The following is a 13,404-nucleotide window of genomic DNA, read 5'->3' on the forward strand; positions in this document are numbered from 1 at the left end:
TTGACTTGACAGCTTATGTCCCAAACCGATCTTGAAATCGTCGTCGACGATCCGACCGCGCCTGAGGAAAACTCTCCCTCCGTCACGAGTTCGGGCACGATCGAAATCATCGTCTGCCTGCTGCTGCTCGCGCTCGCGGCCATCCTCGGCTATGACAATTGGCGAACCGGCGCCTCCTGGGATTCGACCGGGCCTGAGCCCGGCTATTTTCCGTTCTATCTCTCCGTCATCCTCGCCGGCGGCAGCCTTTACGGCCTGATCGTCGCGCTGGTTGCGCGTCGCGGGGCCGCCGAGACCTTCGTCACGCGCGCGCAGGCGCGCCGCGTGATGGCGGTGTTCGTGCCGACGCTGCTGTTCTGCGTGGTGACGCAGTTCCTTGGCCTCTACGTCGCGAGCTTCCTGCTGATCGCGGGCTTCATGCGCCTCGTCGGCAAGATCGCGCTGTGGAAGTCGCTGCTCACCGCCTTCCTGTTCACGGCGATCATGTTCGTCACTTTCGACGTCGCCTTCGACGTCATCATGCCGAAAGGGCCGCTCGAAGCGGCCTTCGGTTACTAGGCGGACCCGCGATGGAAGCTTTCGGTCTTCTGCTTCACGGCTTCGCCGTCCTGCTGACGTGGAAGACGCTCGTGCTGATGATGGTCGGGCTCGTGCTCGGCATCTTCGTCGGCGTGCTGCCGGGTCTTGGCGGCCCCAACGGCGTCGCGATCCTGCTCCCGCTCACCTTCACGATGGATCCGACCTCGGCGATCGTGATGCTGTCCTGCATCTACTGGGGCGCGCTGTTCGGCGGCGCGATCACCTCGATCCTGTTCAACATCCCCGGCGAAGCCTGGTCGGTTGCCACCACCTTCGACGGCTATCCGATGGCGCAGCAGGGCAGGGCGGCCGAGGCGCTGACCGCGGCGTTCACCTCGTCCTTCATCGGTTCGCTGGTCGCCGTGCTGCTGATCACCTTCCTCGCGCCGATGATTTCGTCCTTTGCGCTGAAGTTCGGCCCGCCCGAGTTCTTCGCGGTGTATCTGCTGACCTTCTGCTCCTTCGTCGGCCTCGGGCGCGAGGCCAAGCACAAGACGGTCATCTCGATGTCGCTCGGGCTTCTGCTTGCCGGTGTCGGCATGGACACGGTGTCGGGCCAGCTGCGCATGACCTTCGGCTCGGCCGAGCTGTTGCGCGGCATCAACTTCCTGGTCGCGGTCATCGGCCTGTTCGGCATCAGCGAGATCCTGCTGACGATGGAGGAGCGGCTGGCGCTGCGCGGTCATGCCGCGAGCATCTCGCTGCGCGTGGTGCTGAGCGTGTGGAAGGACCTGCCGAAATACTGGGTGACACTGCTGCGCTCCTCCTTCATCGGCTGCTGGCTCGGCATTACGCCGGGCGGCGCGATCGCGGCGTCCTTCATGGGCTACAATCTCGCCAAACGCTTCGCCAAGGAGCCCGAGAGCTTTGGCAAGGGCCGCATCGAGGGCGTGTTCGCGCCGGAAACCGCCGCGCATGCCTCCGGCACCTCGGCGCTGCTGCCGATGCTGGCGCTCGGCATTCCCGGCTCCGGCACCGCTGCGATCCTGCTCGGTGGGTTGATGGTGTGGGGGCTCAATCCGGGTCCGCTGCTGTTCGTCGAGCACAAGGATTTCGTCTGGGGCCTGATCGCCTCGATGTATCTTGGCAATGTCGTCGGCCTCGTGCTGGTTCTGACCACGGTGCCGATCTTCGCTTCGATCCTGCGCGTGCCGTTCGCGGCCGTCGCGCCGATGATCATAGTGTCCTGCGCGATCGGTGCCTATGCGATCCAGAACGCGATGTTCGACATCTGGCTGATGCTCGGCTTCGGTGTCGTCGGCTACGTCTTCAAGAAGATTGGCATTCCCTTAGCGCCGTTCACGCTGGCGCTTGTGCTCGGCAACCGCGCCGAGGACGCCTTCCGGCTGTCGATGATCGGCTCCGGTGGCGACCTCAAAGTGTTCTGGTCGAACGGTCTGGTCGGCTCGATCACGACGCTGGCGATTCTGCTGCTGTTCTGGCCGGTGATCGACGGTTTGCTGGGCCGCGTCGGATGGACGCGCCGAGCGAAGTCCGCGCGTTGACCCGCGAAAGCTTCGCGCGAGGTCTCACACTACCTTGGCATCCCTCAGCTTGGCGATCTCGTCAGCGCCGAAGCCGAACTCCTTCAGCACCTCGTCGGTCTGCTCGCCGAATTCAGGCGGCCGCGCCACCATCTTGCTCGGCGTGCGCGATAGTGTCATGGGCTGGCCGACGAGGCGAATATGGCGGTTATCTTCGTTCGGCACATCCTGCGCGATGCCGAGATGCTTGACCTGGGCGTCCTCGAACATCTGGTCGATGGCGTAGATCGGCCCGCAGGGCACCCCGGCCTCGTTCAGTTCACGGACCCAGGTCTCGGTCGATTTCGTCACGGTGCGCTTCTCGATCTCAGCGTTGAGCGCATCGCGGTTTTTGGAGCGGGCAGGGGCCGTCGCGTAGTCGGGATGGTCAAAGAGTTCCGGCGCGCCGATTGCCTGCGCGCAACGCTCCCAGATTCGCCCGCCTGTGGTGGCGATGTTGATGTAGCCGTCCGAGGTCTTGAACACGCCGGTCGGGATGCTGGTCGGATGGTTGTTGCCGGCCTGCTTGGCGACCTCCTTCTCCATAAGCCAGCGCGCGGCCTGGAAGTCGAGCATGAAGATCTGGGCCTGGAGTAGCGAGGTCTGCACCCACTGGCCCTTGCCGGAGACTTCGCGCTCGAGCAGTGCGGTGAGGATGCCCATGGCGCAGAACAGGCCGGCGGTGAGGTCGGCGACGGGAATGCCGACCCGCATCGGACCTTCACCCGGCGCGCCGGTGATCGACATCAGCCCGCCCATGCCCTGCGCGATCTGATCGAAGCCCGGCCGCTTGTGATAGGGCCCGTCCTGGCCGAAGCCGGAGATGCTGCCATAGACGATGCGCGGGTTGATCTCGCGCAGGCTGTCATAGTCGATGCCGAGCTTCTTCTTCACGTCGGGCCGGAAATTCTCGACGACAACGTCGGCCTTGGCGGCGAGGCGCTTGAACACCGCAAGCCCGCGCTCGTCCTTCAGATTCAGCGTCATCGACCGCTTGTTGCGGTGCAGATTCTGGAAATCGGAGCCCCGCCGCGGCCCGCCTGGCTGCTCGCCGCCGGAATCCTCGGTAAGCGCGTCGATCTTGATCACCGTGGCGCCCCAGTCGGCGAGCTGGCGCACGCAGGTGGGCCCGGAGCGGACGCGGGTCAGATCGAGCACGGTGAAGCGCGACAGGGCTTCCGAGGCATGCGGAAAGGGCATATTTGGTGGCTCCGAGAACAGATTGCCGGCCTACCATAGTGTCGAAAGATCATGCGGCAAGCGTCGACTGGAGCAGCCGGCCATGCGCTGACCTCGAGAAGATCTGATAGGATGAGCTACTACGAGCCGGCATTGCTCGACGCCGATTAGCGCGACAGACGCCTGAGGTCGGCACGCGCCTTGTCGGCGAGCCGGTCGTCACCGCGGCGCGGCGGCGCTATCGGTTTCATGATCACTCGCACGACTGTGCTCAGCAGCGGCACGATGGGCATCGAGATTCTCGTTGTGCCGGCAGCTGGCCGAACGACCAAGGGCACCATCGACCGCGTGGTCGCTGGAGTCGCTTTGGCGATCTGCACTCGACGTCAATCCTCCCCAAAATCGTGCGTCGTTTCGATCCCCATCGAAACCGGTGCCTCTGGATTCCCTAACACCGTGGAACTAGTATCGAGCGCGAGCAGGGAAGGGGCGGCATGACATCTTGCGGCAAACGCGATTCCGATTTCCGGCACCATGCCCGGCTGTTGCGATGGGTCGGCTGGGCCGTCGCCGCGGTGCTCGTGCTCCTGCCACCGATCCACGCCCACGCCCGGTCCCTCGGCCATGGCATCTCCGCGTTCCAGCGGCAGGACTATGTGACGGCGTCCCGCGTCTTCATTCCGCTCGCCGAGCGCGGCAACGTGGCGGCGCAGTCCTATCTCGGCTTCCTGTTCGAGACCGGCCGCGGCGTGCCGCAGAACTACACCGAAGCTGCGATGTGGTACCGGCGGGCGGCGGAGCAGGGCGACAGCCGCGCGCAATATTCGTTGGGGCTGCTCTACGATCGCGGCCAGGGCGTGCCGCAGGATATCGTCGAAGCCTCCAAATGGCTGAACCTGTCGACCGCGGCATCGCCGCCGCGGGTGCGCGAGTCCCGGGCCCGGATCCGCGACGCCGTCACCACCAAGATGACGCGCGGGGAGATTGCCCAGGCCCGCCTGCGGGCGCTGGAATGGGCGCCGAGCCGCGAGCACTGACGCCGGGCGCCGGGGGGTCCACGACCCCTCCGACAAAAAAGTCGAAAACAACCCCATGCACAGTAGACGATCGCAGCCGGCGGATGCGTGGCGCCTGCGCCGCGACGAGGATTCACCCTGAGCGCGTCGGGCTTTAGCCGGGCCAGCCGGCAAGCCAGTTTAGATACCAGGTCTCGCCCAGCCATCCGATCCAGATCGACGGCGCCAGGAACAGGCCGAACGGCAGGAAGGCGGTCCCGCGCAGCGCTCTCCTGTGCAAGGCAGCATTGGCGACATAGGCGCCGATTGCGAGCAGCGCCGCGAGCTCGATCACCGCGGCCACCGTCGCAAGATCGAGCCAGGCCCCGCTGACGGCAGCGAGCTTGACGTCGCCGAGCCCGAGCCCGTCGCGGCCGCGCCAGTACCGGTAGGCCAGCATCAGCAGCAGCAGCGGAAGCGCCACGACCACGGCGCGCGCGACCGGCCAGAACAGCGCTTCGGCACCGACATCGGGCACGAAGGCGGCGGCGCGGAGCAGGGCGAGCGCGAAGGCGGCCCCGGTCAGCTCGTTCGGGATCAGATAGTGGCGGGCATCGTTCGCGGCGATGGCGAGCATGAGAGCGACCAGGAACGCACCATAGAGGCCTTCCGCGGCGGGGGCCGTGACGAGGCTTGCGAACACGCCGACAAGCAGCGCGAAGCTGAGGACCAGCGGAGCGCGTATCCCGTCATGCGGATCTTCCTCGGCCACGCCGTCAGCGCGCGGCCTTGGGCGGGCTGACGGTGACCACCGGATTGCTGGTCCCGACCAGGCGGCTGTTCATCTTGCTGCGCATCTCCTCGGCGATGACATGCGCATCGACGCCGTCCTTGATGACGGTCGGGCGGATGAACAGGATCAGCTCGGTGCGTGCGCGCGCATTGGTCTGGTGCGAGAAGGCATCGCCCACGCCGGGAATTGAATCGAGGACGGGAATGCCCTGGCGCTGCTTGTTCTCGGTCTCGCTGATCAGGCCGGCGAGCAGCACGGTCTGCCCGCTCGTCACCGCGATCGAGCTCTTGACCCGGCGCTGCGAGATCGTCGGCGTCAGCGAGTTGGCGCTGCCGGCGGCCACGCTCGAGATCTCCTGCTCGATGTCGAGCACGACGTTGCCGTTGGCGTTGGCGCGCGGCAGCACGCGCAGGATGATGCCGGTGTTCTTGTAGTCGATGGTGTTGACCACGGTGTTGTTGGCGGTCAGCACCGTCGCGGTGCCGGTCGAGAATGGCACCTGATCGCCGACCTGCAACGTCGCCGGCTGATTGTCGAGCACCACCAGCGACGGGTTCGACAACACCTTGACGTTGGTGACACCGTGCAGCGCGTCGAGAATGACACGCGGCGAGTTCTCCGAGCCGATCAGGAAGTTGAAGCCCGGCAGCACGCGTCCGAGCAGCGCGCCGGACGCGGCGTTGACGGCGTTGGACGCCGCTTCGACGGCGCCGCTGCCAACGGTCGCGGCATTGCTGACGCCGGAGATGGTGTTGGAGATCGAGCCCTTCTGGCTCGCCAGGAAGAACTGCACGCCGTAATTCAACTGGTCGTTGAGCGTCACCTCAGCGATCGTCGCCTCGATCGCGATCTGGCGCTGCGGCCGGTCGATCTGCCGGATCGTCTGCTCGACGACGCGCTGCGCGTCCTGATTGGCATAGACGAGAACGGCATTGTTGGTGACGTCGGCGGTGATCCGCACGTTCTGCAGGATGCCGTTGATGCCGGACTTCGCACCGTTGCCATTGCCCGACAATCCACCGGCGCTGTTGTCCTGCGCAGGTGTTGCGGACGCGGCAGGCGCGGGGCGGGCGCCGAATGATGATCCCGGAGGTCCGGTGACCGGGGTCGCAGCGCCGGACGCAGCTGTCGGCAGTGCGCTCAGTGAGGCGACAGGATTAGTCGAGGTCGACGTCGAAATCCCCGCGCCGGGCGCCACCTGGCTCGACGCGCTGTCGAGCGTCGAGTTGCTCGCCGCGCTCTGGTTGAACAGCATCTCGTTCAGCATCGCCACGACCAGCTTGGAATTGCCGTAGCGCAACGGATAGGATTTCAGGTTCACGCCATCAGTATCGGAACGGTCGAGCCGCGCAATCCAGGTCTGCGCGCGCTTCAGATATTCCGGCTTCTGGCTCACCACGAGGATCGAGTTGAGCCGCGCGATCGGCTGCAGCTTGATAACGTTCTGGCCCATGCCGCCTTCGCCGGAATCCATGATCTTCTCGATCTCGGCGATGACAGGCTCGGGCGAGGAATTGCGCACCGGGAAGATGCCGACCGATTGTCCGCGCATCCAGTCGGCGTCGAATGACAGAATTGTGTCGACCGCAGTCGCCCGGTCCGTTCCGCTGCCGCTGACGATCAGCGTGTTGCGGGAATTGTCGGGGCGCATGGTTGAGGCTTTCACGCCGAAAGCATCGAGCAGCTTGAAGATGTTTTGCGCCGACGTGTAGCGCAGCGGCACGACGGTGATGCCTTGGCCTGCTTCGGTGCTTGCCGAGCGGTCGATGCCGCCGGGCCCGGCTTCCGGCGCCGGCAGCAGGCGATAGCCGGTGCGATCGCGCACAAGCGCTACCCCTGACATGCGCAACGCATTTTCCAGAACGTAGATCGCGTCGGCCTTCGGAACCGGCCGCACCGACGCGAGCGTCACGGTTCCCTGCACGCGGGGATCGATCGTGTAGCCGATATTGAGGACGTCGCCGAGGACGACCTTGGCCACGGTTGCGACCGGCGCATTCTCGAAATTGAGGTCATACCCGCTGCCGCCGCCGTCGTCGCGCTCGGCCAGCGCTCCGCCCTGCGGTGCGCCATCGCTCAGATAGATCGCAGGTTTCGACGATCTCGGCTGGCCAACGCCGGTTGCCCCGGCATCCGCAGGTTGCCGCGGCTGGAGGTCGAGGCCGCGGATCTTGTCGACAAGATCCTGGGCGCGCGGGTCCTTCGGGTCCGCCTCGACCGACTGGTCCGCGGTGACGATGCAGGCTGCGAGCAGGAAGGAGGACGACAACAGGAGGAGCATTCCAGTCAACGCTGAGTGTCGGCGCAAAAGCGGCTGGACCACTTCGAACAAGATACGCCTACCAACGCTGCGAGAAAAAAGCATCCGATCCCCTTGGTTCGGACGCGCAATAATTTGCGACACGATTATGTTTTTGCTAAGAAATAAGTCAAGGGCAAAGGACCTTCCGTGCTCCGTCGAAGCTGTTGTATTCAAGTAATAGCAAGGTCAACGCCGTGAATGCGATGCGCGACCGCTCCGCCGATAGCTTCAGGCAGCATCTCCTCGAAAAATATTCACTGCCGCCGCGAGCGCACGTCCGTGTCGAACGGTCAGCCAATCCGGCGCTGACGCGTCCACTGCGTGAATTTTGGGAGGCCACTGATCTGTCGGCGGCGGAGTTCGCCGACGAGCTGTCCGATTATTTTGCTCTGCCGCGGATGAGCCTTCCGCAACTGCTCACGACCACGCCCCGCCTCGAAGGTTTTTCGCGGCGATTTTTGCGAGAATCCACCATCTTTCCCTTTGGCGCGCCGGATGGTGGATTTCACCTGGCTGTTGCCGATCCCTCCGACTCGGCGGCCGTCCGTGCCGTCGAAATCGTGTTCGGAACGCCGGTCGATGTCGTCGTAGCGTCATATGAGGATATTACGACGGTCTTGGATCAGCGAGCCGATGCCGACGGTGCGAATGCAGACCAAAGCACTGACCGCGCGGTGCAGTCCGACGACGACATCGAGAGCCTGCGCGATCTCGCCAGCGGTGCGCCGGTGGTGCGCGCGCTCAACGATCTCCTGGAGCGCGCGGTCGATCTGCGCGCCAGCGACATTCATGTCGAGCCGTTCCGGGCTGGTCTCGTAGTGCGCATGCGCGTCGACGGCTTGTTGCGCGCGCTACCGTCGCCGCACGGCATCCCGCCGCAGGCGCTGATCTCCCGCATCAAGATTCTCGCCAGCCTCAACATCGCCGAGCGCCGCTTGCCGCAGGACGGCGCGGCGCGCGTCCGCGTCGGCCGCAACGAGCTCGACGTCCGCGTCGCGACCATGCCGACGCAGCATGGCGAGAGCGCCGTGATCCGTCTGTTGCCGCGCGACCGCGGTCTGCTCGAGATGAGCAAGCTCGGCCTGCGGACCCGAGACGAGAGCGTGATGACGCGGCTGCTCGCGATGCCGCACGGCATGATCGTGATCACCGGGCCGACCGGCAGCGGCAAGACCACCACGCTTGCGACCATGCTGTCGATCCTCAACGAGCCGACGCGCAAGATCCTCACCATCGAGGATCCCGTCGAGTACGAGATCCCCGGCATCAACCAGTCCCAGGTCAAGCCGTCGATCGGGCTGACCTTTGCCTCCGCCATGCGCTCTTTCGTGCGCCAGGACCCCGACGTGATCATGGTCGGCGAGGTCCGCGACGCCGAGACCGCGCATATCGCGATCCATGCTGCGCTCACCGGCCATCTCGTGCTGACGACGCTGCACACCGAGACCGCGGCTGCGGCCGTGCCGCGCCTGATCGATCTCGGCATCGAGGGTTTCCTGCTCAAGTCGACGCTACGCGCGGTGGTGGCGCAGCGGCTGGTCCGCATGCTCTGCGACCGTTGCAAGGTGCCGCACGCACTGACCGAGGCCGATCTTGCCAAGGATCCGCGCTTTGCCGTGATCGGCTTCAGGTGCGGCGAGGTCGTGCACGAGGCCCGCGGCTGCGAACGCTGCGGCGGCACCGGCTATCGCGGCCGCAACGGCGTGTTCGAGATCCTCGAAATGTCCGACGAGGTCCGTACGCTGATCGGGCCGCAGACCGACTCCCACTCCATCGACGCCGCTGCGATGCGGGGCGGCATGACGACGATGCTGGAGGATGCGGTCGCCAAATGCCGTTCCGGGTTGACGACGGTGCCCGAGGTCTTCCGCGTCACGACGGTGCGTTAGACACATGCCGAACTATCGCTATCGCGCGCTTAGTGCCAACGGCGAACTGGTCTCCGGGGCCATCGCCGCGCCGGCGCCGGGCGACGTGGCGCAGCGGATCGAGCGGCTCGGCCTGGTGCTGGTCGACAACGTCACGCAAGAAGAGGGCGGCGTAGCGGGCAGCGTGTTCAGCCTCTTCAGCCGGCCGAAGCCGGAAGATGTCACCGTCCTCACCCGCGATCTCGCGCTGCTTCTGCGCGCCGGCGCCCGCATCAATGACGCACTGGAGCTGCTTGCGGCCGATCCCGATTTAGGCCGGCTGCGTCCGGTCGTTGCCGACATCCGGTCGCGCGTCGTCTCGGGCGAGAGCTTTGCCGAAGCGCTGGCGCGGCACGAGGGGCTGTTTCCGCCGATGTATATCGCGCTTGTGCGGGTCGGTGAGGCCTCAGGATCGCTCGACCAGGTGCTGGAGGTGCTGGCCGGCGAACGTGCGCGCAGCGAGGCCTTGCGGCGCCGGCTGTCGGATGCGATCCGCTACCCCCTGTTCGTGCTGGGTGCGGCCGGCTGCGTGCTGCTGTTCTTCCTGACATTCGTGCTGCCGCAGTTCGCCAGCGTGTTGCAGGATTTCGGCGCCAAGGTCGATCCGATCGTCGGCGTCTTCCTCAATATCTCGACGTTCTTGCGCGGCAATTCCGACGCGGTGTTGGCCGGGCTTACGACCGCCGTCGCAGCGACGTGGCTCGTGCTGCGGCAGGAGCGTGTCCGCCGCGGACTAACCAATGCGATCGTGCGGCTGCCGGCGATCCGCAACGTGATGGGTGCGTACCGTACGGCGCTGTTCTGCCGCAATCTCGGCCTGCTGCTCGGTAGCGGTGTCAATCTCACCGTCACGCTGCGCATCCTGGTCGACATGATGGCGACGACAGGATCGTCCACGGTCTGGAGCGATGCCGCCGACCGCGTCCGCCATGGCTCCAAGCTGTCCGATGCGCTCGCCGAGACCGAGGCGTTGCCGCCGATGGCGGTGCGGATGCTGAGATTGGGCGACGAGACCGGTCAGCTGCCGATGCTGTCCGGCCGGGTCGCCGAATTCTACGAGACCAAGCTGCAACGCACGCTCGACCGCGCGGTCGGCATTGCCGGACCTGCGGCGATCATCGCAATCTCGCTCGTCGTCGGTGGCCTGATCACATCGGTGATGACGGCGCTGATGTCGGTGAGCCAGATTGTCGGTTAGGTGAAGGGTAACGGGAGGGGCGTGAAAGTGACCAGACATCGATCGTCAAGGCGGCGCCTGCGGCGCGACTCCGGAGGAGAGGCCGGCTTCACCCTGGTCGAGATGCTCGTCGTCATCACCATCATCGGCATGATCATGGCGCTGGTCGGCCCGCGGGTGCTGAACTATCTCAGCGAGTCGAAGGCCAAGGCGGCGAAGATCCAGATCGAGAGTTTCTCCAGCGCGCTCGATCTCTACTATCTCGATCTCGGCCGCTATCCGACGTCGAATGAGGGCCTCACCGGGCTGACGCGCAGCAACAACCAGGCCGGCTGGAACGGGCCCTATCTGCGCGGCGGGGTCGTGCCCAATGATCCCTGGGGCCACGTCTATGTCTATCGCTCGCCGGGCGCGAGCGCGCCCTACGATATCATCTCGCTTGGCTCGGACGGTCAGGAAGGCGGCAGTGGAACGGCGGCCGACATTGTCAGCGGCGCGCGCTGAGGCAATCCGCGATGCGCGCGGTTTTGCGCTGATCGAGATCCTGTGCGTGCTCGCGATCATCGGCCTGCTCGCGGCGATCATTCTGCCGGCAATCCCGCGCTCGACGACGCGGGCGAAGCTTGAGAGTTACGCGGTCGAAACCGCGGCGCTGCTGAAATCCGATCGCAACTCGGCACTGCGCCGCCAGGTCTGGGTCGCAACCCAGGTCGACGCGGAGGCGCGCGCGATCCGCTCCGGCGTGACCGGACAGACCATCCGCCTGCCGCGCGACGTGGTCGTGCAGGCGACGCTGGCCGCGCGCTGCGCCGATCGCGCCACGGGGCGGTCGATCGATTTTTTTCCGTCGGGCATGTCGTGCGGCGGGACGATCGCGCTGGCGCGGCCTGGCATGGGTTACGAGGTGCGCGTCAACTGGCTGACCGGAGGTGTCGAGATTGTCCCGCAGAAGCTGCTCTGACGGCGCCGCCGGATTCACGCTGATCGAGGCGCTGGTCGCGCTTGCGATCATCGCCATCGTGCTCGGAACCATCGGCTCCGTCATCGCCGTCACGACCAAGGGCACGCGCTCGATCGACCAGCATCTGGCGCTGGCCGGCACGGCCGAGACCTTGCTTGCGGATTTGCCGGCGCGCGGCCTGCTGAAGCCCGGCCGGCAGAGCGGGCAGCTCGCCGGCAGCCGCTGGCGCGTCGATATTGCGCCGATGAACGTTGCCGGCGGCAATCCCGCCACCGATCGCTTCGTGCCACTGGCGGTCAACCTGCGCCTCCAGCGCGCCGACGGCAGCGCGATCCAGGTCACGACGGTGAAGCTGGTGCCGAGGCCAACGCAATGAAGCGCCTGCACCGCGCGTTGGCGTCCGAAGCGGGTTTCACGCTGCTCGAAGTGCTACTGGCAACGCTGCTGATGACGGTGATCCTGGCCGCGCTCGCGACCGTGACGGCGCAGTGGCTGCCGAACTGGAATCGCGGCATTGCGCGGGTGCAGCGCGCCGAGCGCCTCGCCACCGGGCTCGACCGCATCGTGGCCGATCTCTCCGTCGCCGAGCAGATGACCGTGAACGGCGATGCCAGAGTGCCGCTGTTCGACGGCGCCGAATTGTCGGTGACCTTCCTGCGCACCGCGCTCGGCCCGAGCGCGCGCCCGGGCCTGGAATTCATCCGCCTGATCGAGAAGGCCGACGTGCAGGGGCTGGCGCTGGTGCGCGAGCGCGCGCCGTTCCAGCCGATGCCGACCGACGGACAGATCCGTTTCGTCGACCAGGTGGTGCTGATCCGCGCGCCGTTCCGCGTCAGCTTCGCCTATGCCGGGCCCGACAGGCAGTGGCAGCCGATCTGGCACGGTCAGTCGCAACTGCCGGATCGCATCCGCATCACGGTGCGCGATAGCGCCACTGGTCAGGTGCTGGCGGTTTCGGCCGCGGTGTTGCCGCACATCACAGCGCCGGCCGAATGCGCGCGTGCCAAGAATCCGACGACCTGTGTGGCGGGCACTGGGCCGCAACAGGCGGAGAAAAAAGAGGAGCAGCAGCTGTGAGCGGCGCGGCGCATGATCGGGGAGAGCTTCGCGATGACCACGGCTTCATCGTCATCGTGGTGCTCTGGATGCTGGCTGCGCTCGCTACGCTCGCGCTGATCTATCTGACCTATGTCACCAACACCGCGGTCACGGTCGCCGTCAACACCGACCGCTTGCAAGCCGATGCCTTGATGAACGCGGGCCTCGAGCTCGCGGCCTATCGGCTGACCGCGCAAAGCGAGGCGACCCGCCCGACCAGCGGCACCTTCAACGCCCGCGTCGGGGCGGGCCGGGTGGCCGTGACGTTCCGCTCGGAGGCCGCGCGCATCGATCTCAACATGGCGTCAAAAGCCGTCCTCGCAGGCCTGATGACAGGGCTCGGCGTCTCCGCGTCGGATGCGCCCGACTACGCCGATAGGATCCTGGCGTGGCGGTCGTCGACGGAGCCAGGCCAGGACAATCCGGAAGATTCCTACTACCGCACGCTCGGCGCGCCCTACCTGCCGCGCCACGCGCCGTTTCCGCACAGCGACGAGCTGTGGCTGGTGCGCGGCATCCCGCCGGCGGTGATCGAGCGCGTGCTGCCCTTCGTCACCGTGTTCAGCAACATGCGCACCGTGAATGTGCTGGATGCCGCGCCGCAGGTGGTGGCGGCGTTGCCGAATATGACACCGGAGACCCTGCAACGCCTGCTGCGCGACCGTGCCGATCCCAACGTGGACCCGCAGTCCCTGATTGGGCTCGCCGGCAGTGCCAGCGCGACGATCGAGGGATCGAAGGCCTACCGTGTGACGGTTGCCGCCGAGGCGCCGTCGCACCGGCAGAGCTCGGCCGAGATCGTCATCCTGCTTCTTGAAAGCGGCGATGAGCCTTATCGTGTATTGTCGTGGCACAACGCCTTCGACGGCTCTGCCGGAAAGCCTCTGTGA

Annotated in this window: 14 protein-coding genes; 10 read left to right on the forward strand and 4 right to left on the reverse strand. The window is 66.0% G+C overall.

Annotated features, from left to right (window positions below):
* Positions 1-15: 15 nt before the first annotated feature.
* Positions 16-558: a tripartite tricarboxylate transporter TctB family protein gene (locus JJC00_RS13745; protein WP_200473065.1), complete on the forward strand. Its 543-nt coding sequence runs from the start codon at positions 16-18 to the stop codon at positions 556-558.
* 11 nt (positions 559-569) lie between these two features.
* On the forward strand, positions 570-2,084 hold the full coding sequence (locus JJC00_RS13750; protein ID WP_200473066.1) for a tripartite tricarboxylate transporter permease: 1,515 nt from the start codon (positions 570-572) through the stop codon (positions 2,082-2,084).
* A 24-nt stretch (positions 2,085-2,108) separates the two neighbouring features.
* Here JJC00_RS13750 and JJC00_RS13755 read toward each other — a convergent pair whose 3' ends face one another.
* A complete protein-coding gene (locus tag JJC00_RS13755; protein ID WP_200473067.1) occupies positions 2,109-3,302 on the reverse strand; it encodes a CaiB/BaiF CoA transferase family protein in 1,194 nt (397 codons plus the stop codon).
* Positions 3,303-3,448: 146 nt separating this feature from the next.
* Complete coding sequence (locus JJC00_RS38595) at positions 3,449-3,574, reverse strand: hypothetical protein (protein ID WP_283816817.1); 126 nt, start codon at positions 3,572-3,574, stop codon at positions 3,449-3,451.
* A 201-nt stretch (positions 3,575-3,775) separates the two neighbouring features.
* Between JJC00_RS38595 and JJC00_RS13760 the strand changes: the two genes are divergently transcribed.
* Positions 3,776-4,318, forward strand: coding sequence for a tetratricopeptide repeat protein (locus tag JJC00_RS13760; RefSeq protein ID WP_200473068.1), 543 nt, complete (start codon positions 3,776-3,778; stop codon positions 4,316-4,318).
* 133 nt (positions 4,319-4,451) lie between these two features.
* Here JJC00_RS13760 and JJC00_RS13765 read toward each other — a convergent pair whose 3' ends face one another.
* The gene (locus JJC00_RS13765) at positions 4,452-5,048 is read right to left on the reverse strand and encodes a prepilin peptidase (protein WP_200473069.1); all 597 of its coding nucleotides are present in this window, start codon (positions 5,046-5,048) and stop codon (positions 4,452-4,454) included.
* Between the two features lie 4 nt (positions 5,049-5,052).
* Positions 5,053-7,350 carry a type II secretion system secretin GspD gene (gspD, locus tag JJC00_RS13770; protein ID WP_433996528.1) on the reverse strand — a complete coding sequence of 766 codons (2,298 nt, stop codon included), beginning with the start codon at positions 7,348-7,350 and terminating at the stop codon, positions 5,053-5,055.
* A 224-nt stretch (positions 7,351-7,574) separates the two neighbouring features.
* Here gspD and JJC00_RS13775 point away from each other — a divergent pair, with 224 nt between their 5' ends.
* The 7 genes from JJC00_RS13775 to JJC00_RS13805 are packed head-to-tail and all read left to right on the forward strand — an operon-like array spanning position 7,575 to position 13,404.
* Positions 7,575-9,260, forward strand: a complete 1,686-nt coding sequence (locus JJC00_RS13775; protein WP_433996506.1) for a GspE/PulE family protein — start codon at positions 7,575-7,577, stop codon at positions 9,258-9,260.
* Between the two features lie 4 nt (positions 9,261-9,264).
* Positions 9,265-10,476, forward strand: a complete 1,212-nt coding sequence (locus JJC00_RS13780) for a type II secretion system F family protein (RefSeq protein ID WP_200473072.1) — start codon at positions 9,265-9,267, stop codon at positions 10,474-10,476.
* 27 nt (positions 10,477-10,503) lie between these two features.
* Entirely contained in the window at positions 10,504-10,959 is a 456-nt protein-coding gene (gspG, locus tag JJC00_RS13785; RefSeq protein ID WP_200473073.1) for a type II secretion system major pseudopilin GspG, read from the forward strand.
* Positions 10,922-11,416: a type II secretion system protein gene (locus JJC00_RS13790; protein ID WP_200473074.1), complete on the forward strand. Its 495-nt coding sequence runs from the start codon at positions 10,922-10,924 to the stop codon at positions 11,414-11,416. Before gspG ends, JJC00_RS13790 begins: the two co-directional genes overlap by 38 nt.
* A complete protein-coding gene (locus JJC00_RS13795; protein WP_246774202.1) occupies positions 11,385-11,792 on the forward strand; it encodes a type IV pilus modification PilV family protein in 408 nt (135 codons plus the stop codon). Before JJC00_RS13790 ends, JJC00_RS13795 begins: the two co-directional genes overlap by 32 nt.
* Entirely contained in the window at positions 11,789-12,493 is a 705-nt protein-coding gene (locus JJC00_RS13800) for a general secretion pathway protein GspJ (RefSeq protein WP_200473076.1), read from the forward strand. The genes JJC00_RS13795 and JJC00_RS13800 overlap by 4 nt, the downstream gene beginning before the upstream one ends.
* Complete coding sequence (locus JJC00_RS13805) at positions 12,490-13,404, forward strand: general secretion pathway protein GspK (protein ID WP_200473077.1); 915 nt, start codon at positions 12,490-12,492, stop codon at positions 13,402-13,404. Before JJC00_RS13800 ends, JJC00_RS13805 begins: the two co-directional genes overlap by 4 nt.

Source organism: Bradyrhizobium diazoefficiens, from assembly GCF_016616885.1.
Classification (GTDB): domain Bacteria; phylum Pseudomonadota; class Alphaproteobacteria; order Rhizobiales; family Xanthobacteraceae; genus Bradyrhizobium; species Bradyrhizobium diazoefficiens_F.

Excerpts from the sequence above, each read along its gene's own strand:
- JJC00_RS13745 (WP_200473065.1), top strand. The coding sequence starts at position 16 with ATGTCCCAAACCGATCTTGAAATCGTCGTCGACGATCCGACCGCGCCT.
- JJC00_RS13750 (WP_200473066.1), top strand. The coding sequence starts at position 570 with ATGGAAGCTTTCGGTCTTCTGCTTCACGGCTTCGCCGTCCTGCTGACG.
- JJC00_RS13755 (WP_200473067.1), bottom strand. The coding sequence starts at position 3,302 with ATGCCCTTTCCGCATGCCTCGGAAGCCCTGTCGCGCTTCACCGTGCTC.
- JJC00_RS38595 (WP_283816817.1), bottom strand. The coding sequence starts at position 3,574 with ATGCCCATCGTGCCGCTGCTGAGCACAGTCGTGCGAGTGATCATGAAA.
- JJC00_RS13760 (WP_200473068.1), top strand. The coding sequence starts at position 3,776 with ATGACATCTTGCGGCAAACGCGATTCCGATTTCCGGCACCATGCCCGG.
- gspD (WP_433996528.1), bottom strand. The coding sequence starts at position 7,350 with ATGCTCCTCCTGTTGTCGTCCTCCTTCCTGCTCGCAGCCTGCATCGTC.
- JJC00_RS13775 (WP_433996506.1), top strand. The coding sequence starts at position 7,575 with ATGCGCGACCGCTCCGCCGATAGCTTCAGGCAGCATCTCCTCGAAAAA.
- JJC00_RS13780 (WP_200473072.1), top strand. The coding sequence starts at position 9,265 with ATGCCGAACTATCGCTATCGCGCGCTTAGTGCCAACGGCGAACTGGTC.
- JJC00_RS13800 (WP_200473076.1), top strand. The coding sequence starts at position 11,789 with ATGAAGCGCCTGCACCGCGCGTTGGCGTCCGAAGCGGGTTTCACGCTG.